The organism is Streptomyces olivaceoviridis (assembly GCF_014650115.1).
Taxonomy (GTDB): Bacteria; Actinomycetota; Actinomycetes; order Streptomycetales; family Streptomycetaceae; genus Streptomyces; species Streptomyces olivaceoviridis.
Genome location: NZ_BMUI01000025.1, coordinates 1 through 24,150 on the forward strand (window position 1 = coordinate 1; position 24,150 = coordinate 24,150).

The following is a 24,150-nucleotide window of genomic DNA, read 5'->3' on the forward strand; positions in this document are numbered from 1 at the left end:
CGTCGTCGTCCAGGTAGTCCGGCACCCTGGACGCGAACATCGTCTGACGCGCGTCCTTGTCACCCCCGGCACCGGTGAACCCCTGCTCGTCCCCGGAGTAGATCACCGGGTCGCCCCGCGAGAAGAACATCAGCTCATGGGCCAGGCGGTCCCGGCGCAGGAGCTCGGCGTCGTCCGCGCCGGGGTGGTCCTGGGTGACGAAGGCGCCGATGCGGCCCATGTCGTGGCTGCCGAGGAAGGTCACCTCGCTGTAGGCGTTGGTCTTGTCGGTGGTGTAGCGGTAGTCCTGGGCGAAGACGTGGGCGAGGTCGTCCGCGGGGCCGCCGCGCGAGGCGAAGTTGCGGGCGGCGGCCTGGAAGGGGAAGTCGAGCGTCGCGTCGAGCCGGCCCTGGGTGACGTAGGGGGCGGTGATGGACGCGTCGGCCGAGAAGGCCTCGGCGAAGAGGAAGAAGTTCCGGCGTCCGTGCCGCGCCGCGTAGCGGTCGAGCGCGGTGGCCCACTGGGTCCAGAAGGCCATGTCGACGTTCTTGGCCGTGTCGACGCGGAAGCCGTCGACACCGAAGTCCCGGACCCACTTCTCGTAGATCCGCTCCATCCCCCGGACGACCTCCGGCCGCTCGGTCCACAGGTCGTCCATGCCCATGAAGTCGCCGTCCAGGGCGCTTTCCCCGGCGAAGGTGGAGTTGCCGCGGTTGTGGTACAGGGACGGGTCGTTCAGCCAGTCGGGCACCTTGCGGTCGCGCGGGTCGGTGGAGACCTGCGGGGTGTAGGGGGCACCGTCCGCGTCCGTCGGCCGCATGCCGGTGCTGTCGTCGAAGGGGCGGCCCTCGGTGTCGAGATAGGGGTAGGCGCCCTTGCTGCGGTATCCGTACCGTTTTTCCGCGTAGTCGATGGTGTCCGCGGTGTGGTTGGTGATGACGTCGAAGAAGACCTTCATGCCCTTGGCGTGGGCCTTGTCGATCAGTTCCGACAGGTCGGCTTCGGTGCCGAAGTGCGGGTCGACCCGGGTGAAGTCGGTGATGGCGTAGCCGTGGTAGTTGGCGGTGGGCTTGCCGTCGCGGACCGTCACGGGCTTGTTCTTGAACACCGGTGCGAGCCAGACGGCGGTGGTGCCGAGGCCCTTGATGTAGTCGAGGTGGTCGATGACGCCTCTGAGGTCGCCACCCTGGAAGAAGTCCTCGTCGGTGGGATCGTAACCGGTGGCGGTACGGTCGCCGGTCAGCCCGCCGCGGTCGTTGCCGGTGTCGCCGTTGGCGAAGCGGTCGGGCAGCAGCAGGTAGAACTGCTCCCGGCTCGCGGCCGGACGGGCCGGCTGGTGCGCGAGCGCCGCGTCCGTCGGCGGCGGGGGCGGCCCGGCGGCCGTCGCCGGGGGCGTCAGCGGTGGCAGGACGGCTGTGCACAGCGCGACGGCCAGGACGCTTGCGTGGTGTCTGGGTCTGCCGACCACGTGACGCATCTCCTCGGGGTCTCGGTTGCGGGCAAGGACGGGACCCCGCCTGGGACGGGGCGCGGGACCGCCCGGCACCGATTGCGCGGGCCGGGCGGTCGTGGCCGGTGATCGCCGTTCGTGCTACGGCGATCGTCGTCCGTCGCCGGGTACGGCGGTCAGCCGCGCCAGGTGTCGTTCAGCGTGATCACGCCGCTGGACGGGACGGTGGCGGTCCGGTTGGCGCCGCTCTCCCAGGTGACGTTGCCGCCGGCGTCCTTGCGGAGGTACTTGTACTCGAACGCGGTGCCCGCGGGCAGCGACACGTCGAGCTTCCAGACGGGGTAGCTCGCCGGGTCCAGCTTCAGGGCGCTGGAGGTGTTCCAGTTGCCCAGGGCGGATTTGTTGCCGGTGACGTAGATGTTCTGCCCGTACTGGGTGGTCGCGTTGACGTTGAACGACGCGCCGGTGGCCTGGGTGGGGTTGCCCGGGTCGGTGGGGTTGCCACCGCCGCAGGTCTTGGCGTTCACGTGCAGGGCGAGGGCGGTGTTGGCGCCGAGGGTGGCGGTGAACTGGCCGGAGGAGTTGACCGTGACGCCCTTGCCGCTCTGCACGTCGCAGTAGTCGCCGACGGGCAGGGAGGTCTGGAAGGTGCGGGTGAGCGAGGAGCCCTCGTGGTTGATCGCGACGTACGCCTTGTCGCCGCGGCCGAACGCGATCTGGTTGCCGCCGTTGTCCCACCAGTTGGTCACGGCGGTGCCGGCGGCCGTGTTGCGGAACTTGACCATGCTCGCTATCTCGCGCCAGGCGTGCTGGCACTTCCAGCCGTCGGTGTAACAGGCATTCACCTGACCGTTGTTCGGGCCACCGGCGTCGTTGTTGCTGAACTCGTAGCCGGAGTGCACGTCGGGCGAGCCGTAGGGCCAGGCCAGCATGAAGACGTGCGCGAGGGTGTAGTTGGCGCCGTCCTTGTAGGTGAGGGTGCCTCCGTTGCGCTCGGTGTCGTGGTTGGTGACGAAGACGGACGCCTTGTCGCCGGAGACGTATCCCCAGGCTTCGCCGAAGTTCTTCAGCTCGGCGAGCTTCTCGTTGTTGAAGACCCGCTTGAGGTCGTAGGCGTAGTGGAACTCCTGGACGTCGCCCGTGTTGTAGTACTCGGGCGGCTGGACCGCCTCGCCGGAGGCTCCGATGGTCTCCTGCTTCCAGTACACGCCCGGGTTGGACAGGCGCGACTTGATGTTGGCGAGGTCGTCCTCGGGGATGTGCTTGGCCGCGTCGATGCGGAAGCCGTCGACGCCGAGGGAGAGCAGGTCGTTCATGTAGCCCGCGATGGTCTTGCGGACGTACTCCTCTCCCGTGTCGAGGTCGGGCAGACCGCCCATCTCGCAGTGCTGGACCTGCCAGCGGTCCGTGTAGTCGGTGATGGACTTGGTGCAGTCGTCCATGTCGGCGGCGGAGTAGGTGCCGGGGTAGTCGTACTTGCTGAAGGCCGAGCCCGCGGTACCGGTGCCGGAGGCGTTCGCCATGTGGTTGATCACGGTGTCGGCGACCACTTTGACGCCCGCCGCGTGGCAGGTGTCGACCATGTTCTTGAAGGCCGAGCGGTCGCCCAGCTTGGTGCCGATCTTGTAGCCGACGGGCTGGTAGGCGGTCCACCAGGAGGAGCCCTGGATGTGTTCGTTGGGCGGGGAGACCTGGACGTAGCCGTACCCGTCGGGGCCCAGCTCGTCGGTGCAGGCCTTCGCGACGGACGCGAAGTTCCATTCGAACATCACCGCGGTGACGTCCTTGCCGCCGGGCGCGCTCGCCTGCGCCGGCGTCGGTGCCGTGACGGCCACAGCGGCTCCCGCCAGGGCGGCGAGTGCAGCGGCCACGGTCTTTCTGGGCATGGTGTCTCCAGTTCGGAAGTGGGGTGATCCGGAGAACAGCCTCATTGACAACGCGCCGTGCCAGAGACAGCCGTTCGTTGATTCTTGCTGCAAGAATTTTCGGTCGAGACCGTACGGCGCCGCTTACCGAAGGTCAACCCATCGCGCGGTAAGACTGGTTGAGACGAGTAATTGGAGGGAGGAGTTGCGAAATCTCTTTCGCAAGCGTTTCAGCGGTGTTACCTTCAACGAACTCCGGCCCACGGCCGCGGGGTTCGCATGCCGTATCCCGACGCGCCCGGTCGTCCGGGCCGGAGTGTCCGCTCCACTTCCGCGGGACGCCAGGGCCATCCCCGTCACGTCCCGCCTCCCGTCACACCGCAGTCAGCAACGGCTGCCACCAGGACCGGTGGTGCCGGTACCAGTCCACCGTGGCGGCCAGCGCCTGCTGGAAGTCGACGCCTGGCCTGTACCCGAGTTCGGCGCTGATCTTGCCGTGGTCCACCGCGTAACGCCGGTCGTGTCCCTTGCGGTCCGTGACGTGCGTGATGCGGGCGGGGTCGGCGCCGCACAGACCGATCAGGCGGTGCGCGAGGTCGAGGTTGGTCAGCGAGGTGCCCCCGCCGATGTTGTAGGTCTCCCCCGGCCGCCCCGCCGTCCGCACCAGCTCGACGGCCCTGACGTGGTCGTCCACGTGCAGCCAGTCGCGCACCTGCCCTCCGTCGCCGTACACCGGCAGATCGGTTCCGCTCAGCAGAGCGCCCAGGAAGCGCGGGATGACCTTCTCCGGATGCTGGAAGGGGCCGAAGTTGTTGGAGCAGCGGGTCACCCTGACGTCCAGGCCATGGGTGCGGTGATGGGCGAGGGCGATGAGATCGGCCGCGGCCTTGGAAGCGGCGTACGGCGAGCTGGGCCTGAGCTGGTCCTCCTCGCGCGCGGCACCCTCGGGCAGCGAGCCGTAGACCTCGTCGGTGGAGATGTGGACGAACGTGCGCACCCCGTGCCGCAGCGCCGCGTCCAGCAGGAGCTGGGTGCCGAGCACGTTGGTGCGGGCGAACGCCGAGCCGTCCTGGATGGAGCGGTCCACGTGCGACTCCGCCGCGAAGTGGACGATCTCATCGTGTCCGGCGGCCAGCCGCCGCACCGTCACGGCGTCGCAGACGTCACCGCGCACGAAGGTCAGACGGGGGTGGCCGCGCACCTGGTCGAGACGGGTGAGGCTGCCCGCGTAGGTGAGCTTGTCCAGAACGGTGACCGTCACTCCGGGCGGCCCTGACGGGCCGAGGAGCGCGCGGACGTAGGCGGAGCCGATGAAGCCGGCTCCGCCGGTGACGAGGATGCGGGAAGTCATGGGATGAGCTGCACCTTGCTGTGGTCGCCGAGGACGAGACGGTGGACGTGGGCAGGACGGGGGGCCGTGGCGACGACCGCTTCGCGGCCGATGAGCGACTCCTCGATACGGGAGGCACCGTCGACGCACGCACCCCGCAGGAGCACCGAGGATCCGATCGTGCTGTCGTCGATCCGGCAGTCCTCGCCGATGGCGGTGTAGGGGCCGACGCTGGAGTTGCTGATGACGGCGCCCGCTCCGACGACGACGGGGCCGACGATCCGCGATCCCCTGACCACGGCGCCCTCCTCGATCCGGACCCGGCCGACCAGGACACTGTCCGGATCGACCTTGCCGTCGACGCGGCCCTCCATCCGGTCCAGGACGTGCCGGTTGGCCTCCAGCAGGTCGTCCACGCTGCCGGTGTCGCGCCAGGGCCGGGTGGTGGTCTCCGCGCGGACGGCGAGGCCGTGGTCGACCATCCACTGCACCGCGTGGGTGATCTCCAGTTCGCCTCGCCCGGAGGGGCGGATGGCGCGCACCGCTTCGTGCACGGCGGGGGTGAAGGCGTAGACGCCGATCAGGGCGAGGTCGCTGCGGGGCCGGTCCGGTTTCTCCTCCAGCCGCCGCACCAGTCCGTCGCCGTCGACCTCCGCGACCCCGAAGGCGGTGGGGTCGGGCACCGGGGTGAGCAGCAGCCGCGCGGCGTCCCGGCCCGCCTCGGCGCGCCGGACGAATCCGGCCACGCCGTCCTCCAGGTAGTTGTCCCCGAGGTACAGCAGGAAGTCGTCGTCGGCCAGGAAGTCGCGGGCGATCAGCACCGCGTGCGCCAGGCCCAGGGGCTCCGCCTGGTGGAGGTAGGTGAGGCACAGCCCGAAGGCGGACCCGTCTCCCACCGCCCGGCGGATCTCGTCGGCGTGCGAGCCGACCACCACGCCCACCTCCTCGATGCCGGCGTCGGCTATCGCCTGGAGGGCGTAGTGCACCACCGGCCTGTTGGCGATGGGCAGGAGCTGTTTGGCGCGGGTGTGGGTGAACGGCCGCAGTCTGCTGCCGGTACCGCCCGCGAGGACCAGGGCTTTCACGCCGGCCACCGGCGTCGCGGAGGGAAGGGGGGCTGAGGTCTCACGGATCTCTCCTCGAACGGAAGTCGCGGTGACACCGGTTGAGCTGTTTTCGACTCAAGCAGAGGGGATGCCGGAACCGCAAGGCCAGACTGAAACTTTCAGCAACTCCTTGCAGAGTGCGTCCGGTTGATGTTTGACTCACTTCCGTCCCGCTCAACCGGCGGGACTCGTCCCGGCAGTTCACACCAAGCGTGGGGAGCAGCAGTGACAGGTCGGCACCAGCTGGAACGGCTGGAGCGCGAGGCCGGACATCTGGCACCCGGTGCTTCGGAGGAAGCGGCCGTGGGGCGCCGGGTCTTCGCCGAGGGCCGAGGCCCGGTCCTCACCGATCTCGACGGGAACCAGTACCTGGACTTCGCCGCGGGCACCCTGACCCAGTCCCTGGGGCACGGGCACCCCGAGGTGGTCGAGGCACTGACCGCCCAGGCCCGGCGGCTGTGGAACGTGCACGACTCGGCCACGCCCGACCGGGCCGCGCTGCTGGAGCTGCTGGCCCGGCTGCTGCCCGAACACCTCGACACGTACGCCCTGTTCTCCACCGGGGCGGAGGTCGTCGAGGCCGCGCTGCGCGTGGTGCAGGCGACCGCCGAGCCGGGCCGCAACCGGATCGGCGCCCTGCGCGGGGGCTTCCACGGCAAGACCATGGGGGCCCGGATGCTCGTGCACTGGGACCTCGGTCACCAGTCCTTCGCCGGCAACTCCGTACTCGGGTACTCGGCGTACTGCTACCGCTGTCCGCTGGAGCTGACCCGCCCGTCGTGCGGGCTGCGCTGCGCCTCCCTGGTGCGCAGACACATCACCGACAAGCCGAACACATCGGCACTCGTCTTCGAGCCGGTGCTCGGCGCCGCCGGCGTCATCGTGCCGCCCCCGGGCTACTGGGAGCAGATCGCCGACGCCTGCCACACCAACGGTGTGCTCCTCGTCGCCGACGAGGTGCTGACCGGCGGAGGCCGCACGGGTACCTTCCTGGCGAGCGAGCAGTTCGGCATCGAACCCGACCTGGTCACCCTGTCGAAGGGCCTGGCCAGCGGGTTCCCCTTCGCCGTCCTGGCCGGGCGGGCGGACCTGCTGCGCCACCCGGCGGCCTCGAGCTCCGGTGCCTACGCGTCGACGTACGCGGGCAATCCGCTCGGGATCGCTGCCGCGCGGGCCACGCTGGAGGTCATCGAGCGCGACCGTCTCCTCGAACGCGTCCGGGTGCTCGGCGAACTGCTCCACGACCGGCTGTCCGCGCTCCCGGCCCGCTTCGACAACCTCGGTGACGTACGCGGCCTGGGGCTGCTGTACGGACTGGAGTTCGTGTCGGACCGCCAGAGCCGCACGCCGGCGCCGCACATCGCGCGGGCCGTGTACGCCACCGCCCTCGACCTGGGTCTCCGCGTGGCGCTGGGCGGCCACATCCTGCGCCTGGCACCGCCGTTCACCATCGACGAGCCCCTGCTCGACGAGGGTGTCGGCCTCCTGGAACAGGCCCTGGAGCGAGTGCTGACGTGATCGTCGCGGAGAACCTCGTCAAGGAGTTCCGGCTCACCGAGCGCAAGCCCGGCCTGGTCGGCAGTCTGTCCACCCTGTTCACCCGCGAGCACCGGATCGTACGGGCGGTCGACGGCGTGTCCTTCACGATCCCGGCCGGCTCGAAGACGGCGTACATCGGTGCCAACGGGGCGGGCAAGTCGACCACCATCAAGATGCTCACCGGCATCATGACGCCCACCGGCGGACGCTGCCTGGTCCGCGGCATCGAGCCCTACCGGCACCGGCAGGCCAACGCCCGGAGCATCGGGGTCGTCTTCGGCCAGCGCAGTCAGCTGTGGTGGGACCTGTCGGTGCCGGACTCCTTCCGCATCCTGCGGAGGATCTACGACGTCCCCGACCCGGTGTACCGGCGCAACCTCGCCCTGTACCGGGACCTGCTGGACATCGACGCCCTCGGCACCACGCCCGTGCGCCAGCTCAGCCTGGGGCAGCGGATGCGGGCCGAGATCGCGGCCAGCCTGCTGCACGATCCGGCGGTCGTCTTCTGGGACGAGCCGACCATCGGTCTCGACATGGTGCTCAAGGACGCGGTACGGCACCTGGTCAACCACGTCCACCGGGAACTGGGCACGACCGTCGTCCTCACCAGCCACGACATCGCGGACATCGCCGCGATCTGCGACAGCGCCCTGGTGGTGGACCGGGGCCGGGTGGTGCACCAGGGGAGCATCCGGGACCTGCTGCGCACCGCCGAGCGGCGGTCCGTCGTGTTCGACCACCGGGGCGGTCCGGACCCCGGGCACGCCTGTGCCCGGATCGAACAGGAACTGCCCGGGGTGAGCGCCTCCCCCGCCGAGGACGGCCGGATCAAGGTCGACTACCCGGTCGACCGGTTCACCTCGCGGCAGGTGCTCGCCTTCCTGCTCGAACGCTTCGACCTGGCGGACTGCTACGCGCCCGAACCCGATCTGGAGGACGTCCTGCGGCGGATCTACGCCGGCGGGAGCAGGAGTCCCCTCGCGGCCGGGGTCGCGGGTCCGGGCCAGGGGGGCGCGGCATGAGCGGCGTCGACGTGCCCGAGCGGGAGGGGACCCCGCGTCCATCGCCGGCCGCGCGCGTCCGGCACTACCTGCCCTTCGCGACCGGCGGCCTCCAGTCCCTGCTGCGGTACCGTTCGACGTTCGTGACGACCGGGGTCACCGCCGCGGCCGGCGCGGCGGTCACCGTCTTCCTGTGGCGTGCCGTGTACGCGGGTTCCCCGCCCGGCGGCGGTCCGGGCGGCTTCACCCCCGAGGGCATCACCACCTACCTGCTCATGGCGCAGGTGTTGCAGGTCCTGCACGCCAACCGGGTGGACGACGAGGTCGCGGCGGAGGTCTACCGCGGCGACGTCGCCGTCATGCTGGTCCGGCCCGTCAGCTACCCGGTGGTGCGGTTCTTCGCCTGCCTGCCGGTGGTGGCGGCCAACGCCGTCCTGGTCGGCGTGCCCGTGCTGGCGCTCTTCGCGCTGATCGTGCCGCTCACGGTGCCCCGGCCCGTCGACGTCGCGCTGTTCCTGGTGTCCACCGCGCTCTCCGTCCTGCTCGCCTTCCTGGTGAACCTGCTGACCGGGATGACGGGTTTCGTCACCACCAACACCTGGGGGGTGCGGATGGTGAAGCAGAGCGTGGTCGCGTTCTTCGCCGGTCAGCTGGTGCCCCTCGCCCTGATGCCCGGCCCGCTCGCGGCCGTCGCTTCCGCGCTGCCCTTCCGGGGCATGGTCGACGGTCCGCTCACCCTGCTGCTCGGCCGCTACGACGGGGTGGCCGGCGCGGCCGACGTGCTCGCCCGGCAGATCGGCTGGGCGGCCGGTCTCACCCTGCTGGGTGCCGTCCTGTGGCGGGCCTCGCTGAGCCGTCTGGAGGTGCTCGGCGGATGACCCGCACGGTGTGGCGCCATGTGCGGCTGGCCTTCTTCCTCGGCGGGGTCGGGCTGCACCGGCTGAGCGCGTACCGCGTGGACTTCGTCCTGGGGGCGGGGGCGTTCCTGGTGCGCGTGGGATTGCAGACCGCGGTCGTGGGGCTGGTCTTCCGCCAGGTTCCGGCCGTGGGCGGCTGGACCTACCACGAGGTGCTGTTCCTGCTCGGCTTCTCCCTGCTGCCGCGCGGTCTGGACCACCTGTTCACCGACCAGCTGTGGGAGCTGGGCCGCAAGCTGGTCCAGCGCGGCGAGTTCTACCGTTATCTGGTCCGCCCCGTGAACCCGCTGTTCTCGCTGCTGTCGGAGCGCTTCTTCCACCCGGACGGGCTCGGCGAACTGGCCGTCGGGGCGGTGCTGGTCGGCTGGTCGGGCAACGAACTCGGCCTGCGTCCCACCCCGTTGCAGTGGGCCGTCGTCCCGTTGCTGGTGCTGTGCGGCGCCCTGATCCACACCTCGGTGAAGCTGCTGTTCGCCTCGCTGTCCTTCTGGACCGTGACCAGCCTGCCGTCCATGTACGCGGCGAGCCAGGTGTCCGAGTTCGCCGCCTATCCGCTGGACATCTACCACCCGTCCCTGCGCTTCCTGCTGACCTGGGTGCTGCCCTTCGCCTTCACCTCCTACGTGCCGTGTGTCTACCTGCTGACCGGCGCCACAGGGCTGGTGGTCTGGCTGCCGCTGGTGACGGCCGGTGCCTTCGTCCTGGCCCTGACCGTGTGGCGGCGGGGCGTCAACGCCTACGAAATGACCGGGAGTTGAACAACCCCGTGATCCGAGACGAACATCTCCGACCCCTGCTGCGCGCCGCGTCGTGGCTGCCGCGCGACCTGCGCGCCGCCGAGCGCTACGAAGCGGTCGACCACGCCGAGCTGGGCCCTCACGACCTGCTGCTGGTCGTGGCGGCCGTCGGTGGCCCCGCCTCGGGCGAGCGGGTCTTCGTCCCCGCGCGCAGGGAACCGTCGGGCGCGGTCACCGAGGCCGGCGGCGACGGCACCTTCGGACTCGCGGCCGTGCGCCGTGCGCTGGCCGGCGCACGGCTGCGTACGTGGGGCGGCGGGTACCTGGACTTCCGCCGGGCGCCCTCCTCACCGGATGGCGAGTTGCGGTGGCTGCCCTTCGAGCAGGGCTGGTCGTCCAACTCGTTGTCCCTGGTGGGGATCGGCGGCTCGCCGTACATCCTCAAGACCTACCGGCGGCTGGACGAAGCGGTCCACGAGCCCGAGGTGCTGCGCCTCATGAGCGGGAGCGGGCACACTCCCGAGTGGGCGGGGGACTGCACGTACACGGACCCCGTCCACGGGACCCGGCACCCGTTGGGCGTCCTGTACCGCCACGCACCGGGGCACGGCATCGACACGCCCCTGCGGGAGAACCTGCGCTCGCTGTGGCCGAGGCTCACGGGACGTGTCGTGCCGGACCGGCTCGTACGCGATCATCTGCGTCCGCTCGAAGGGAGGCTGCGGGCCGCGGGAGGCTTCCTCGGTGCCTTCCACCGGGACCTGGCGGCGCGCCTCGGCGCCCCCGCCACCGGCTACCCCGTGTCCGACGCCCTGGCCGGTGCCTCGGCGCGACTGGACGCGCTGGCCGGCGCGGGGATTTCTCTCCCGCCCACCGCCAGGCGCGCGGCCTTCGACGCGCTGGAGGACGAACTCCGCTCGCTACGGGCGGAGTTCGGTGACCGGCGCACGGCTCCGGGGGGCGGTCCCTGCCACGGCGACCTGCACCTGTCACACCTGCTGTGCGCCGAGGACACCGACGGCGGCTGGCGGATGAGCGTCATCGACCTGTCCACGCCCGCCCTGCCGGCGGACGGCCCCGGCTACGCCGCGCAGTCGCCGTTGCAGGACCTCGTCGCCGTGCAGCGGGCACTGGAATACTTCGCGGCCGACGAGGCCGCCTTCGAGAGCGCCCGCCGCCTCGGTATCGACTCGACCGAGACCATGAACGGCTCCCTCGACGGCGCACCCGGCCTGCCGCCCACGGGACGGGCCGTGCTGGAGCAGGTCTTCCGCACCGCCGACGCGTGGCGCGCGCACGTGGCGCGCCTGCTGCTCGGACGGGCACCGGACAGCCCGCTGCGGCGGCTGCTGTACCTCCGCCGCCTCCTGCACGAGCTGGCCTACAACCACGACCACGCCCGCCCCTACCACGCCGCGATCGACCTACGCCACGCGCTCGCGCTGGCCTCCCCCGCCCCGACGACCCCCGCGAGGACATGACCGTCGTGAACGCGCCCCGGATGCACATCATCGAGACGTACTTCGAGTGCTGCGGCTTCGACCACACCTTCCTGCAGGGCGGCACGTCCGTGTACCTGTGGAACCTGTCCCGGACCTTCGCCGCCCGCGGCCACACCGTCTCCATCGTCACTCCCGCGCACGGCAGGCTCGACGACCTGCGCCGGCGCTACGAGGTGGAGGACCTCCCCTACGAGGACGCCTACACACTGCCGGTGGTCCTCGACCCCCGGGTCTGGGACGGCTTCCCGGAGCAGGTGGACCTGGCGCTGCGCACCACGGCCCACCGCATCCGTCTGGAGGGCGTGGACCTGTACTTCCTTTCCAACGAGTACCTGGACCGGCTGCCGGACACCTTCTACCCGCCGTACTCCGCCAAGGGCCGGGACCTGGTGTTCTTCAAGCCGCTGGTGTTCCAGGTGGACAGTGTGCGGTTCCTGCGCGGCTGGTTCGGCGACGAGAGGGCCGTCGTCCACGCCCACGAGCCGTACTACCACTACCTGCTGCCGGCGGCCCTGCGCGACGACCCGACGAAACTGGTCGTCAGCAACGTGCAGAGCAACATGCCGATCGACAAGAGGGTGTACGCGCCCGAGGTGGAGCGGCTGTTCGAGCTCCTGGACGTGGACGTCGCGCTGCCCGGCCCCGCCCCGGAACCGGACGTGCCGGCGGCCGTCGTGCAGTACCAGCAGCGCACGCACCTGCACTACACCTATCCGCCGGACCACGTGGCGATCTACGAACTGACCGCCGACCACGCCGACCTGGTGGACTTCCTCTCGCCCGGCCAGCTGGACTTCTACGCGGGCTTCCGCGACACCCCCTTCGAGACGCTCTTCGGGCGGCTGCCGATCGCCGACGTGGTGCGCCGCAACGCCCACAAGATGTTCGTCGGCGGCTGCGCCATCTCCGACCGGTGGCTGGCCTGGGACCCCACCGGGGTGGACCGGACCCGGGTGCTCGGCGGCCTCGGTCTCGACCCCGCGCTGCCGACGTTCTTCCACAACGCCCGCTACGCCGTCCACCACAAGGGCCAGGTCGAGCTGATGCGGGCCGTGGACCGGGTCCTGGGCGAGGGCCTGAAGGCCAACTTCGTGATCCGCTGCATCTCCGGCAACGGCATCGACGACCCGTACTTCCACGAGGTCGCCGCCCGCCACCCGGGCCGGCTGCACTTCGAGTGGGAGCGCGTGGAGGAGGCGCGCGTCTTCTCCTTCGCGGCTGCCTCGGACTTCGCGCTGTTCCCGTCCAAGTTCGAGATGGACACCTTCCTGATCGCCCAGGGCGAGGCCATGGCCGTCGGCGCGGTACCGATCGCCACGGACCAGCGCGGCATGGAGCACTTCCGGCACGCCGACGGCCCCGGGACGACCACCGGGTTCGCCGTGAACCGGTCCTTCGCGGAGGACGACGAGCTGCTCACCGCCGCGCTCGCCGACCGCATCCGGCAGGCGGCGGCCCTGTGGTCGGACGATCCCGGGCGCTACCGGGAGCTGTCGGAGCGCGCCGCCGCCGTCGCCCGGGTCTTCACCTGGGACCACTGCGCCGACCTGCACCTGGCGGCCTTCACTCGGCTGTGGGAGGGCCGGCCCGCGACCCTGTCCACCGAACTGGCGCTGCGCCACGGGTGGTTCGGCCTCCTCGCCGACGACCGGATCACCCCGGCCGCCGCGATCGAGCACGGGGACATCGCGGCCTACGAGCGCTGTGCCCCGTTCGACTCCGGGGCCGCCGTGCGGATGTTCCGGGCCGCGTGGCAGCGGGCCGACTTCGCCGCCTGCGAGCGAGTCCTTGACCGCCTCCCCGGGGCGGTGCCCGAACAGGAGGCCGCCCTGCTGCGCGCACGCTCACGCGTCCTGCCCGACGGGCGGCTGGAGTACCGGCTGCCGCACGCCGAACGGGTGGAAGTCGTGTCGGCCCGGCGGGAATCGGCCAGAGCCCTGCCCGAGGTACGCACCCTGGAACGCACGGTGCCCGGTGTCTTCGTGGGTGAGGCTCCGGGCGCCGACGACCGGCTGCTGCTCACCTTGTCCTCCGGCCGGGTGACCTGGGACGAGGTGCGTCATGGCTGATCTGCGTGCCGTACGCGCGGTGCTGCTCGCGGGCGGTGAGGGACGCCGCATGGGTCCGCTCGGCACGGGACGGCTCAAACCACTGGTCCCCTACGGCGGCACCTGCCGGCTGATCGACTTCAGCCTGGCCAACGCCCGCGCCTCGGGGCTGCCGGAGGTGCTGCTCCTGTCCCAGTACGAGGAGCGGCTGCTGATGGACGACCTGCACCGGGTGTGGAACACCGAGCCGGGCTTCCGGGTGCACTTCGGGCCGTACGACGCCGCCTACCGCGGCCGGGAGCTGCCCGCACGGCTGCCGCGGCGCACCTGGCCGCTGGAGCGCGGCACCGCCGACGCCCTGATCCGCAAGGCGCAGTACGTCTTCGCCGAGGACACCGAGCAGGTCCTCGTCCTGCACGCCGACCACGTCTACCGGTACGACTACGGTCCGCTGGTCGAGGGGCACCGGGCGTCGGGGGCGGCGCTGACGATCGCCTACCAGCGCATCGACCCGCGCTGGGTGCACCTGTTCGGCATGGTGCGCTTCGACGGCGGCGGCCGGCTCACCGAGTTCACGGAGAAGCCCGAGAACCCCACTTCCGACCTGGTGTTCGCGGCCTTCTGCGTCTTCGACGCCGCCGTGCTGCGCCGGTACCTGGACGAGCTGGACGGCACCGACTGGCAGCACGACATCAGCCGTGACGTGATCCCCGCGATGCTCGCGGCCGGGGAGCACATCCGGGGCCACGAGGTGCACGGTCACTGGGAGGACATCGGCACCGTCGAGCGCTACCACCGGGCGCACCTGGCCCTCGCCTCGGGACCGCGACCGCCCCTGCCCGTCGAGCGGATGCCCCGGACCGTGCGGCCGGCGGTGGGGCGGCGCTGGGTCGCCGACGCACCGGGAGTACGCGCGTCGGTGGTCCCGTCGGACCTGGTCAACGCCGGGCTCGTGGCGGACAGCGTGCTCTTCCCCGGCGTCCGGGTCGGCGCGGGCGCGCGGGTGCGGCGCAGCGTGGTGCTGCCCGGCACGGTGATACCGGCCGGCGCCGACATCGACGGGGCGGTCGTCCTGGAGGACGGACACATTCAGCACGTTGCCGAAGGAGTGAGCGCATGACCCCGACCGAACACCACCTCCCAGGTGACGACCGGCGCCCGACCGACCATGACGTCCTGGTGGTCGGCGGGGTCGGCGTGGACACCATCGTGCGCGTGGACGAACTGCGCGTGCCGCCGGGTGACTCGGTCTTCGTGGAGCCGCTGCGGGACTACGTCGGGCACACCGGCAACGGCGTGGCCCTCGGCTGGCACGCCCTCGGCCTGCGGACCAAGTTCGTCGACTTCCTCGGCGACGACCCGCAGGGCCGTATGGTGCTGGAGCACTACGACCGCCTCGGCCTCGACTTCAGCCACCTCGTCTCGCCGCACGGCACGCCACGCTCGGCGAACCTGGTCGACCCCCAGGGCCGCCGCTTCTCCTTCTACGACGGCCGGCACCCGGGCGACCTGAGGCTGCCCCGCGCGTTCTACCTGCCCTTCCTGGAGCGGACGGCCCACGTCCACCTGTCGATCATCGGCCACAACCAGGACATGTACGAGGACATCCACCGCCTCGGCGTGACCAGTTCCACCGATCTGCACGACTGGGACGGGCACAACCCCCACCACCGCCACTACGCCCTCAACTCCGACTACGTCTTCCTCAGCGCGGCGGCGATCCACGACCGGCTGCACTCCGTCATGCGGACGATCGTCGACGAGGGCCGGGCCCGCTTCGTGGTCGCCACCGACGGCGCCGACGGCTGTCACCTGCTGGAGCGCGGTGACGACGGGATCCGCCACTTCCCCGCGGTACGGCCCGAGCGGCCGGTCGTGGACAGCAACGGCGCCGGTGACGCGTTCGTCACCGCGTTCCTGCACGCCCTGTTCGAGGGGCGGACGCTCCAGGAGTGCGTGGTGGCCGGCTCGGTGGCCGGGGCGTTCGTGTGCGGCAGCGTGGGCACCCACACCGAGTTCATCGACCTGCCGGGACTGCGCGCGGCCACCGCGCGGGCCGTGGCGGCCCGGTGAGCGGCATGCACATCATCCACTTCGCCTTCGAGTGCGGCGGGTTCGACAACCGCCTGATGCGCGGCGGGCTCTCCCCGCTGGTGTGGAACCTGTCGCGCGAGTACGCCGCACGCGGTCACCGCGTCTCCCTGGTCACCCCCGCGCACGGGCTCCTCGACACGCTGCGGCACGACCACCCGGTCGAGGAGCTGCCCTACGTCCACGAACACCGGGTTCCGCTCGTGCTCGACCCGAAGGCGTGGCCGGGCCGTCCGGCCGAGATCACCCTCGAACTGACCACCCGGGCCCACCGGTTGCGGCTGGACGGCGTGGACGTGTACTTCCTCTCCGACGCCTACCTCGACCTGCTGCCCGACCGGCTGTACCCGCCGCCCGGCACCGAGGGCAGGGACCTCGCGTACTTCAAGCCACTGGTGTTCCAGGTCGCGGGAGCCCACTTCATCCAGCGGTACCTGCGGGGCGAGGAGGCGGTGGTGCACGGCTTCGAGCCGTACTACCACTACCTGCTGCCGCCGCTGTTCGCCGGTGACCCGTCCCTGCGGACGGTGAGCACGGTCGCGGCCAACGCGCCCGTCACACAGAAGGTGTACCGCCCGCAGGTGGAACGGCTGCTCGGCATGTTCGGCGTGTCGGCGGACCTGGACGTCGCGGAGGAACCACTGCCCGCCGAGGACAGCCCGGAGGCCACCATGGCACGGGTCCTGGCCGGCACCCGGATGCACGTCGAGTACGGCCCGGACCACATCGCGTTCCTGCCGCTCGTCCTGGCACACGCCGACCTGGTCGACTTCGTCTCGCCGGGGCAGCGGGACTACTACAGCACCTTCCGGGACACCCCGTTCGAGAGCCTGTTCCACACCCTGCCGGTGTCCCGGATGCTGCGCGAGCGGGCGCACAAGCTGCTCATGGGCGGCTGCGGCATATCCGACAGCTGGCTGGCCCGCGATCCGGGGACCGTCGACCGTGCGGCGGTCCTGCGCTCCCTGGGCCTCGACCCCGCCCTTCCGGTCTTCTACCACGCCGCCCGCTACGCGGTGCACCACAAGGGGCAGGTGGAGCTGGTCCGCGCCATCGACGAGGTCCTGGCGAGCGGCACGGAGGCGGTCTTCGTCCTGCGCTTCGCCACCAGCGGCGGCGGGCAGGCCGCGCCCGTCGGCAACGCCTACTTCCAGGGCGTCGCCGACCGCCACCCCGGCCGGATCCACCTCGACTGGCGGCTGGCCGACGAGGACACGCTGTTCGAGCAGGCCGCCTGCGCCGACTTCTGTATCTTCCCGTCCAAGTTCGAACTCGACGGATTCCTCATAGCCCAGGCGGAGGCGATGGCGTGCGGCGCGGTGCCGATCGCCACCGCGCAGAGCGTCACGGCACACTTCGGACACGCCCTTCCCGCGGACGATCCGCGGGCCACCGGGTTCGCGCTGCCCGGCTCGTTCCGCGACGACGACCCCGACCTCACCCGCGCGCTCGCCGAGCGCATACGCCAGGCCGCGGCCCTGCGGCGCGCGGCCCCCGACGACTACGCCCGGCTGTCGGCGAACTCCCGTGCCGCCGCCCGGGAATTCACCTGGGCACGGAGCGCGGACCGGCGCCTCGCGGCCTTCACGGACGTCCTGCGCGGACGGTCCCGGCCCTTCCCGGCCGAGGACGCGATCCGGTACGGCTGGTTCGACGCCCTGCCCCCCGCCGCCTGGGTCCGGCACCGGGATGCCGTCGCACGGTCCGCCGCGGCCCTGGGCGACACAGCGGCCTACGGTCGCTGTGCACCGCTGGACGACGCGGCCTACGAGCGTCTCTTCGAGGCCGCCTACGCGCGGGCCGACTTCGTCCGGTGCGCCGAGACGGCGCGGGCGGCCGGGCGGGAGGACTGGGCCGCGCGGGTGCGCGACCGGTGCCGGACACATCAGGACGCGGCGGGCCGCCTGCACGTCGAGTACCGGCACCCGCTGGCGCGGCACGTGGAGGTGGCGGTGCCCGGTGCCGGTGGCCGCCCGACGGACCTGGAGTCCCCCGCGGAAGCGGTCGCCTCGGACGAGGCCGTGCCCACGGGCAGCGGTGTCGTCCTGGCGCCCCTGGCTCCGGCGGGCGAGGGCGTCTTCCAGGGCGTTGTGGAGGGGCCGCCCGTCGGGCAGCGACTGCTCCTCATGCTGACCCTGGCGTCGGGGCGCGTCGCCTGGGACACCGTCCCGGTCGGCGCGCCGGCCGGCGCCCCGGCGTTCCGGCTCGTGGCGACCGACCTCGACGGGACCCTGCTGCGGGGCGACCAGACCGTCTCCGAGCGGACCCTGCGCGCACTCGCCGCGGTGGCCGCGGCGGGAGCCCACCACCTGGTGGTCACCGGCAGGCCCGCCGCCGCCTGCAAGCAGTATCTGGCGGCCCTCGGCTACCGCGGTCTCGCCGTGTGCGGCCAGGGTGCCCAGCTCTACGACGCCGGCGCCGACCGGCTGCTCTCCTCGGCGTCGCTCGACATCGACCTCGCGCGCCGGGTGGTCGCACGCGTCGAGGCCGCGCTGGGTCCCCTCGAACTGGGCGTGGTGACGGCACCGCCGGAGAGCCGGTTCAAGGTCACCCCCCGGTTCGGTGAACGTGTCCGGCACGGCTGGGACGTCACGACCGACCGCCGGCTGCTGTGGACGGACCCCATCGACAAGCTGGTCCTGCACCACACGAGCGTGACGGAGGACGAGGTGGAGGCCACCGCACGGGAGTTGTGCGGGGACGAGGTCACCGTCGTGCACTCGGTGCGGGGAATGGTGGAGGTCCTGCCGGCCGGCACCACCAAGGCGGCCGGGGTGGAGCGGGCGGCACGGCTCCTCGGGTGCGAGGCGGCCGGGACCATCGCGTTCGGTGACATGCCCAACGACATCCCGCTGCTGGCCTGGGCCGGGCACGGGGTGGCCGTGGGCAACGCCCACCCGGCGCTGCGGGCGATGGCGGACGAGATCGCGCCCGGCAACGAGGAGGACGGCGTCGCCGTCGTCCTGGAACGCCTCTTCGGCACCGCGGGGCAGGCCCAGTGACCGCGACCCTGCGCGAACTCGCCCGCGCCCACGGCATATCCACCGCCTACACCACCGACCGGGGCCACCGGGTCGAGGTGGCCCCGGACACCCTCGTGGCCGTGCTCGCCGCCTGCGGTGTGGAGGCGGCCGACGAGTCGGCGGCCCGTGCCGCCCTCGCGGCCCACCGCGAGCGTGCGGCGGCCCGGCTGCTGCCCGAGTGCGTCGTCGTGCGCGGGGGCGCCGTGCCGGGGCTCGCCCTCCCCGCGGGCGCCACGACCGAGGTGGAGCTGGAGGGGGGCGGCACGGCCGTCCTGTCCGGCGAGCTGCCGGTCGGCCGCCACGTCCTGCACGCCGGGGCGCCGGGGCGTCACGCGTCCGTCCCGCTGCTGGTCGTACCGGCACGGCTGCCCGTGCCCTCCGGCCGGCACTGGGGGTTCCTCGTCCAGCTGTACTCGGTCCTGTCGCACCGTTCCTGGGGCATGGGCGACCTCGGCGACCTGGCCGAACTGGCGTCCTGGTCGGGGCGTGCCCTGGGCGCGGACTTCGTGCAGCTCGGCCCGCTGCACGCCGTCGAGCCGGGTCCGCTGCCGGACCCGTCGCCGTACCGGCCGAGTTCGCGCCGGTATCCGGACCCCCTGCACCTGAGGGTCGAGGCGATACCGGAGTACGCGTACCTCACGGGTGGGGCGCGGGATGCCGCCGACCGGTGCGTCACCCGGGCCCGGGCCCTCAACGAGGGCGTCCTGCGCGGCGGGGCGCTCATCGACCGGGAGGCGGTGCGCTCGCTCAAGCACGAGGCGCTGCGCGCGGTGCGCCGGGTCCCGCTCCCGCCCGGACGGGCCGCCGCCTTCGCACGGTTCGTCGCGCGCGAGGGCGAGGACCTGACCGACTTCGCCACCTGGTCCGCGCTGGCCGGTGTGCACGGCGGGGCCTGGCGGTCCTGGCCGGCCGAACTGCGCGACCCGCGCTCCCCGGCCGTGGCCCGCGCCCGGCGGGAACTGGCCGCCGAGGTGGACTTCCACCGCTGGCTCGCCTGGGTCACCGACGAGCAGCTCGCCTCCGCCCAGTCGGCGGCCGTCGAGGCGGGCATGGGCATCGGCCTGATCCACGACCTGGCCGTCGGGGTCGCGCCCGAGGGTGCCGACACCTGGGCCCTCCAGGGCTGCCTGGCCGCGGGGATGAGCGTCGGCGCGCCGCCGGACGACTTCAATCCGCACGGTCAGGACTGGGGCCAGCCGCCGTGGCGTCCCGACGGGCTCGCCGCGTCCGGTTACCGGCCCCTCGCCGGGCTGCTGCGGGCCGGGCTGCGGCACGCGGGCGCCCTGCGCATCGACCATGTGATGGGCCTGTTCCGTCTCTGGTGGGTGCCCGAGGGTCGGCCGCCGTCCGCGGGCACGTACGTCCGCTACGACGCCGAGGCGATGCTGGGCGTGCTGACGCTGGAAGCGCACCGGGCCGGAGCGGCGGTCATCGGCGAGGATCTCGGTACGGTCGAGGCCACCGTACGCACCGCGCTCGACGAGCGGGGGATCCTCGGCACGTCCGTGCAGCGCTTCGAGTACCTCGGGGGTTCGCAGGGCCGGCACGGACCGCTTCCGCCCGAGCAGTGGCGGCGGGACTGCCTCGCCACGCTCACCACCCACGACCTGCCGACGACCGCCGCCTGGCTCAGCGGCGAGCACGTCGAACTCAGGGCGAGGCTGGGATTGCTGACCCGCTCGCCGGCGGAGGAGAAGGCCGAGGCCGCCGCCGAGCGTGACGGGTGGCTGGCCGAACTGGGCAGGCTCGGACTGCTGCCCGACCCCGACGGCGACGTCGTCGCGCTGCACCGCTTCCTGTGCCGCACCCCGGCACGTCTGCTCGGCGTCTGGCTGCCGGACGCGACCGGCGACCGCAGACCCCAGAACATCCCCGGCACGTCCTCGGTGCACCCCAACTGGCGGCTGCCCGTGAGCGACGAGCAGGGACGTCCCGTACCGCTGGAGGACCTTCCCGGCCGGCCCCTGATGACGGCGCTGTCCCGGGTGTTCGCGGACCTCCGACGGCATCGTGAAAAGACTGAGGAGAAAGATGTCAGGCCAGGTTCTTGATCGGGTCGACCATCCGCCGACCGGTGTCCGCGAGGATCCCGGCGGTTTCGACCTGAGAGCCCCGGACGGCACGCGCTACCGGGTCGATCTCACCACCGGGGTTTTCCATCCGCACAACACGCTGCTGGCCGACCGTCTGGGGGGCCGGCGGGTGGCGGCCTTCGTCAGCCCCACCGTCGACCGGCTCCACGGTGACCGGCTGCGCGCGTACCTGGAGGCCCGCGCGCGGGGCCGGTGGACCCTGCACGTCATCCCCACGGGCGAGCACCACAAGACGCTCGCCGCGGCGGAGCGCGTCTGCGCCCTCGCCAAGGCGGACGGGCTGGACCGGCACGGTGTGATGCTCGCCGTCGGGGGCGGCATCGTCGCCGACGTGGTGGGCTTCGCCGCGTCGATCTACGCCCGGGGTGTCCGCTACGTCAAGGTCAACACCACGCTGGTGGGCCAGGTCGACGTCGGCGTGGGCGTCAAGACAGGCGTCAACGCCCTGGAGACGAAGAACATGTTCGGCGCCTACCACCCGGCGCACGCCTCCCTGAACGACCCCGCCTTCCTCGCGACCCTCCCGCACCGGGAGATCCGCTGCGGTCTCGCCGAGATCGTGAAGATGGCCGTGATCCTGGACACGGACCTGTTCCGGACACTGGAACAGCACCCGAACGCGTTCCGGCGCCCCGGGGACGGCGACGGGCCGGGCCCTTCCCACGGTGATCTGGAGACCTACATCCTGCGCACGTCGATGCGTCTGATGATGGAGGAGCTGTGCCCCAACCTCCAGGAACACGAGCTGGCCCGGCTCGTCGACTTCGGCCACACCTTCAGCCCGGTCGTCGAGACGGCCGGCGGACACCTCTTGGAGCACGGTGAGGCGGTCGCCGTCGACATGGCGCTCTCCGCGCACCTGGCCCGGCTGCTCGGCCTCGCGGACCGGGAGACCTGCGACCGGATCGTCCGGCTGCTGCGGCGCATCGGGCTGCCGGTGTTCGACCCCGCCACCTGCACCCCGGAGCTGATGACCCAGGCGCTGCGTGCCTCCTGGCAGCGCCGGGGCCGCAAGCTGCACCTCGTCGTGCCGACGGACATCGGCAAGGCGGCCTTCGTGGAGGAACTGGAGGACGTGCCCGAGGACGTCCTGACGGCCGCGCTGCGGGACCTCGCCGCGGAAGGGGAGCGGCACGATGCCTGAGGCCGTGGTCAACCTGCGGGACCTGCTGGCCGGGAAGGAGCGGGACCACGGCGGTCTCGGCACGATCCTCGCCCACCGCGTCTTCGCCCGCCGGCCCGGCGGACCGGGCGCCGACTTCATCGACCTGGCCGTCCTGCCGCCGGGCACCTCGATCGGCCGGCACCGGCACGGTGCCGATCGCGAGACCTACATCGTGCTCGACGGCGGCGGCCTGATGTACCGGGACGGCGAGGAGTTCCGGGTGGGCCCCGGCGACGTCGTCGTCAACGACCCGCACGGGGAGCACGGTCTGCTCAACGACGGTGAGCGGGACCTGAGGCTGCTCGTCTTCGAGGAGGAACGGGGTGAGCGGCATGCCGGCTGACGACGGCTTCACCGTGCTCGACGTGGGCGGCACCACACTCCGGGTGGGCACCTACGACCCCGCGACGGGCGCCCTGTCCCGGGTGCGCCGGATCCCGGTCGACGGCATGCACCGCGACCCCGGCGCACCGGTGCCGGTGCTGCAACGGCGGGTGGTGGAGCAGATCGTGCGCGAGGTGGGCGCGCACACGGGCGGGCGACCGCCGCGGGCACTGGGCGTGGCCTTCGCCGGACCCATCACGGCCGCCGGGCTCGTGCTGGCCGCCCCCACCGTCTGGGGGCGGCGTGGAGACCCCCTGCCGCTGGGCGAACTGCTGACGGAGCGGACCGGCGCACCGGCCGTCGTGGTGAACGACCTGACGGCGGCGGCCTGGCGGTACGCCGCCGGCGAACCCGGGGACTTCTGTCTGCTCACCGTCAGCTCCGGCATCGGGAACAAGGTGTTCCGCGGTGGCGAGGTCCTGGTGGACGCCGATGGTCACGGCGGCGAGCTGGGCCACTGGGTGTGCGACGTCTCCCCCGACGCGCCGCTGTGCGACTGCGGCGGACGCGGGCACCTGGGCGCCATCGCCTCCGGGCGCGGCGTCCTCGCCGCCACGCGCCGGGCCGCCCGGGCGGACGGGGCCGCCTTCCGCGGCTCCCGGCTCGGCACCCTGTGCGAGGGCCGTGCGGAGCGGATCGACAACCGGGCCATCGCCGAGGCGGTCCGCGCGGGTGATCCCTTCGCCACGGAGGTGCTGCGCGGCACGGTGACGCCACTGGCCCAGGCGGTCAGCGGGGTGTTCGCCTCGATCGGGGTGTGCCGCTACATCCTCATGGGCGGCTTCGCGCTGGCGGTCGGCGAGCCCTACCGGCGCCTGCTGGTGGCCGAGTTGCGGCGGCTGGGCTGCTTCGGTCTGGGCCCCGCACAGGTCGACGCGATGGTGTCACTCGGGGTCGCCGACGACGACCACGGACTGATCGGCGTCGGCCGGCTGCTGGCGGACCGCACACCGGTCTCCTTCGCCCGGGGGGCGTCATGACCGGCGACGGCACCCTCGTCGTGGGCAGCGGCCTGATCGGCACCGCGACCGCCCGGCGGCTGGCGGCGGCCGGCGAGCAGGTGACGCTCGTGTCGCGCCACCCGGCCGCCGTGCCCGCCGAGGCGTATGGAGCCCGCTGGCGCGCCCTGGACGCCACCGACGCCGGGGCCTGCCGACGGCTGCTCGACGACCTGCGGCCCGGCCGGATCGTCCTGGTGCACGGGCCGTCCGACGTCACCTGGTGCGAGGACCACCCGGACGAGGCACGGGCCGCGCACGTCGCCGTGGCGGACGCCTTCGCCGCCCTGGCGCCGGACGCGCGCATCGTCCTGGTCTCCACCGACAACGTCTTCCGCGGCGACTGCGGGCACAATACCGAGAGCACGGCCGTGTCACCGGCGAACGCCTACGGCCGGGCGAAGCTGGCGGCCGAGGAAGCGCTGCTCGCCAAGGCTCCCCGGGCCGTGGCCCTGCGGGTCAGCCTGGTCTACGGCCACGAGCCGGCCGACGCGGGCAAGTGGCTGAACTTCTTCGCCGCCTGCGCCCACCGCCTGCTGCGGGGCGAGCGGATCGAGGCCCCCGACGACCACTGGACGACGCCGGTGCTCCTGGACGACGCCGCGGAGGTGACGGCGGCGCTCCTGCACGCCGGGCACCCGCTGCCCCCGGTGCTCCACCTGGGCGGCCCCGACCGCGTCACGCGCGCCGAATGGGCCGGCGTCATCGCGCGGGCGCTGGGCGCGCCGGCGGACCTGGTGACTCCGGTACCGCGGGCCCGCACCCGGTACGCGTCCCGCCCGGTGAACGCCTGCCTCACCAGTGAGGTGCTGGCGACCCTGCCCGCCACCGAGGACATCGCGGTCCGGGGGGTGCGCGAGGGAGCGCGCCTGCTGGCGTCCGCGTTCGCCGGCCCACCGGCCGTCTGATTCCGTCTGCGAGG

General features: G+C 72.4%; 18 protein-coding genes. 14 read left to right on the forward strand and 4 right to left on the reverse strand.

Annotated features, from left to right (window positions below; genetic code table 11):
- The 4 genes from IE273_RS33710 to IE273_RS33725 all read right to left on the reverse strand — a co-directional run.
- A partial coding sequence (locus tag IE273_RS33710; protein WP_268257527.1) for an alpha-amylase family glycosyl hydrolase occupies nt 1-1,456 on the reverse strand: 1,456 nt, incomplete at its 3' end.
- Between the two features lie 149 nt (nt 1,457-1,605).
- Entirely contained in the window at nt 1,606-3,315 is a 1,710-nt protein-coding gene (locus IE273_RS33715) for a carbohydrate-binding module family 20 domain-containing protein (RefSeq protein WP_189818929.1), read from the reverse strand.
- Nucleotides 3,316-3,667: 352 nt separating this feature from the next.
- On the reverse strand, nt 3,668-4,645 hold the full coding sequence (gene rfbB, locus IE273_RS33720; RefSeq protein WP_189818930.1) for a dTDP-glucose 4,6-dehydratase: 978 nt from the start codon (nt 4,643-4,645) through the stop codon (nt 3,668-3,670).
- Complete coding sequence (locus tag IE273_RS33725; protein WP_189818931.1) at nt 4,642-5,709, reverse strand: glucose-1-phosphate thymidylyltransferase; 1,068 nt, start codon at nt 5,707-5,709, stop codon at nt 4,642-4,644. The genes rfbB and IE273_RS33725 overlap by 4 nt, the downstream gene beginning before the upstream one ends.
- A 246-nt stretch (nt 5,710-5,955) precedes the next feature.
- Here IE273_RS33725 and IE273_RS33730 point away from each other — a divergent pair, with 246 nt between their 5' ends.
- Genes IE273_RS33730 through IE273_RS33795 form a run of 14 tightly spaced genes read left to right on the forward strand, consistent with a single transcriptional unit; the run spans nt 5,956 to nt 24,136 of the window.
- Nucleotides 5,956-7,248 (forward strand): aspartate aminotransferase family protein, encoded by a 1,293-nt coding sequence (locus IE273_RS33730; protein ID WP_229887801.1) that lies wholly within the window; start codon nt 5,956-5,958, stop codon nt 7,246-7,248.
- A complete protein-coding gene (locus IE273_RS33735) occupies nt 7,245-8,291 on the forward strand; it encodes an ABC transporter ATP-binding protein (protein ID WP_189818933.1) in 1,047 nt (348 codons plus the stop codon). Before IE273_RS33730 ends, IE273_RS33735 begins: the two co-directional genes overlap by 4 nt.
- Nucleotides 8,288-9,148 carry an ABC transporter permease gene (locus IE273_RS33740; protein WP_189818934.1) on the forward strand — a complete coding sequence of 287 codons (861 nt, stop codon included), beginning with the start codon at nt 8,288-8,290 and terminating at the stop codon, nt 9,146-9,148. The genes IE273_RS33735 and IE273_RS33740 overlap by 4 nt, the downstream gene beginning before the upstream one ends.
- The gene (locus IE273_RS33745) at nt 9,145-9,945 is read left to right on the forward strand and encodes an ABC transporter permease (RefSeq protein WP_189818935.1); all 801 of its coding nucleotides are present in this window, start codon (nt 9,145-9,147) and stop codon (nt 9,943-9,945) included. The genes IE273_RS33740 and IE273_RS33745 overlap by 4 nt, the downstream gene beginning before the upstream one ends.
- A gap of 8 nt (nt 9,946-9,953) precedes the next feature.
- Entirely contained in the window at nt 9,954-11,405 is a 1,452-nt protein-coding gene (locus IE273_RS33750; protein WP_189818936.1) for an aminoglycoside phosphotransferase family protein, read from the forward strand.
- Nucleotides 11,402-13,495 (forward strand): glycosyltransferase, encoded by a 2,094-nt coding sequence (locus IE273_RS33755; protein WP_229887803.1) that lies wholly within the window; start codon nt 11,402-11,404, stop codon nt 13,493-13,495. The genes IE273_RS33750 and IE273_RS33755 overlap by 4 nt, the downstream gene beginning before the upstream one ends.
- Complete coding sequence (locus tag IE273_RS33760) at nt 13,488-14,594, forward strand: sugar phosphate nucleotidyltransferase (RefSeq protein ID WP_229887806.1); 1,107 nt, start codon at nt 13,488-13,490, stop codon at nt 14,592-14,594. Before IE273_RS33755 ends, IE273_RS33760 begins: the two co-directional genes overlap by 8 nt.
- Nucleotides 14,591-15,547, forward strand: a complete 957-nt coding sequence (locus IE273_RS33765) for a carbohydrate kinase family protein (RefSeq protein WP_189818937.1) — start codon at nt 14,591-14,593, stop codon at nt 15,545-15,547. Before IE273_RS33760 ends, IE273_RS33765 begins: the two co-directional genes overlap by 4 nt.
- A gap of 5 nt (nt 15,548-15,552) precedes the next feature.
- Nucleotides 15,553-18,567: a Cof-type HAD-IIB family hydrolase gene (locus IE273_RS45000; RefSeq protein ID WP_308437076.1), complete on the forward strand. Its 3,015-nt coding sequence runs from the start codon at nt 15,553-15,555 to the stop codon at nt 18,565-18,567.
- A complete protein-coding gene (gene malQ, locus IE273_RS33775; protein WP_189818938.1) occupies nt 18,564-20,639 on the forward strand; it encodes a 4-alpha-glucanotransferase in 2,076 nt (691 codons plus the stop codon). Before IE273_RS45000 ends, malQ begins: the two co-directional genes overlap by 4 nt.
- Nucleotides 20,620-21,825: a sedoheptulose 7-phosphate cyclase gene (locus IE273_RS33780; RefSeq protein ID WP_189818939.1), complete on the forward strand. Its 1,206-nt coding sequence runs from the start codon at nt 20,620-20,622 to the stop codon at nt 21,823-21,825. The genes malQ and IE273_RS33780 overlap by 20 nt, the downstream gene beginning before the upstream one ends.
- Nucleotides 21,818-22,189, forward strand: a complete 372-nt coding sequence (locus tag IE273_RS33785) for a cupin domain-containing protein (protein ID WP_189818940.1) — start codon at nt 21,818-21,820, stop codon at nt 22,187-22,189. Before IE273_RS33780 ends, IE273_RS33785 begins: the two co-directional genes overlap by 8 nt.
- Nucleotides 22,179-23,210, forward strand: coding sequence for an ROK family protein (locus tag IE273_RS33790; RefSeq protein ID WP_189818941.1), 1,032 nt, complete (start codon nt 22,179-22,181; stop codon nt 23,208-23,210). Before IE273_RS33785 ends, IE273_RS33790 begins: the two co-directional genes overlap by 11 nt.
- Complete coding sequence (locus IE273_RS33795) at nt 23,207-24,136, forward strand: sugar nucleotide-binding protein (protein ID WP_189818942.1); 930 nt, start codon at nt 23,207-23,209, stop codon at nt 24,134-24,136. Before IE273_RS33790 ends, IE273_RS33795 begins: the two co-directional genes overlap by 4 nt.
- Nucleotides 24,137-24,150 lie beyond the last annotated feature (14 nt).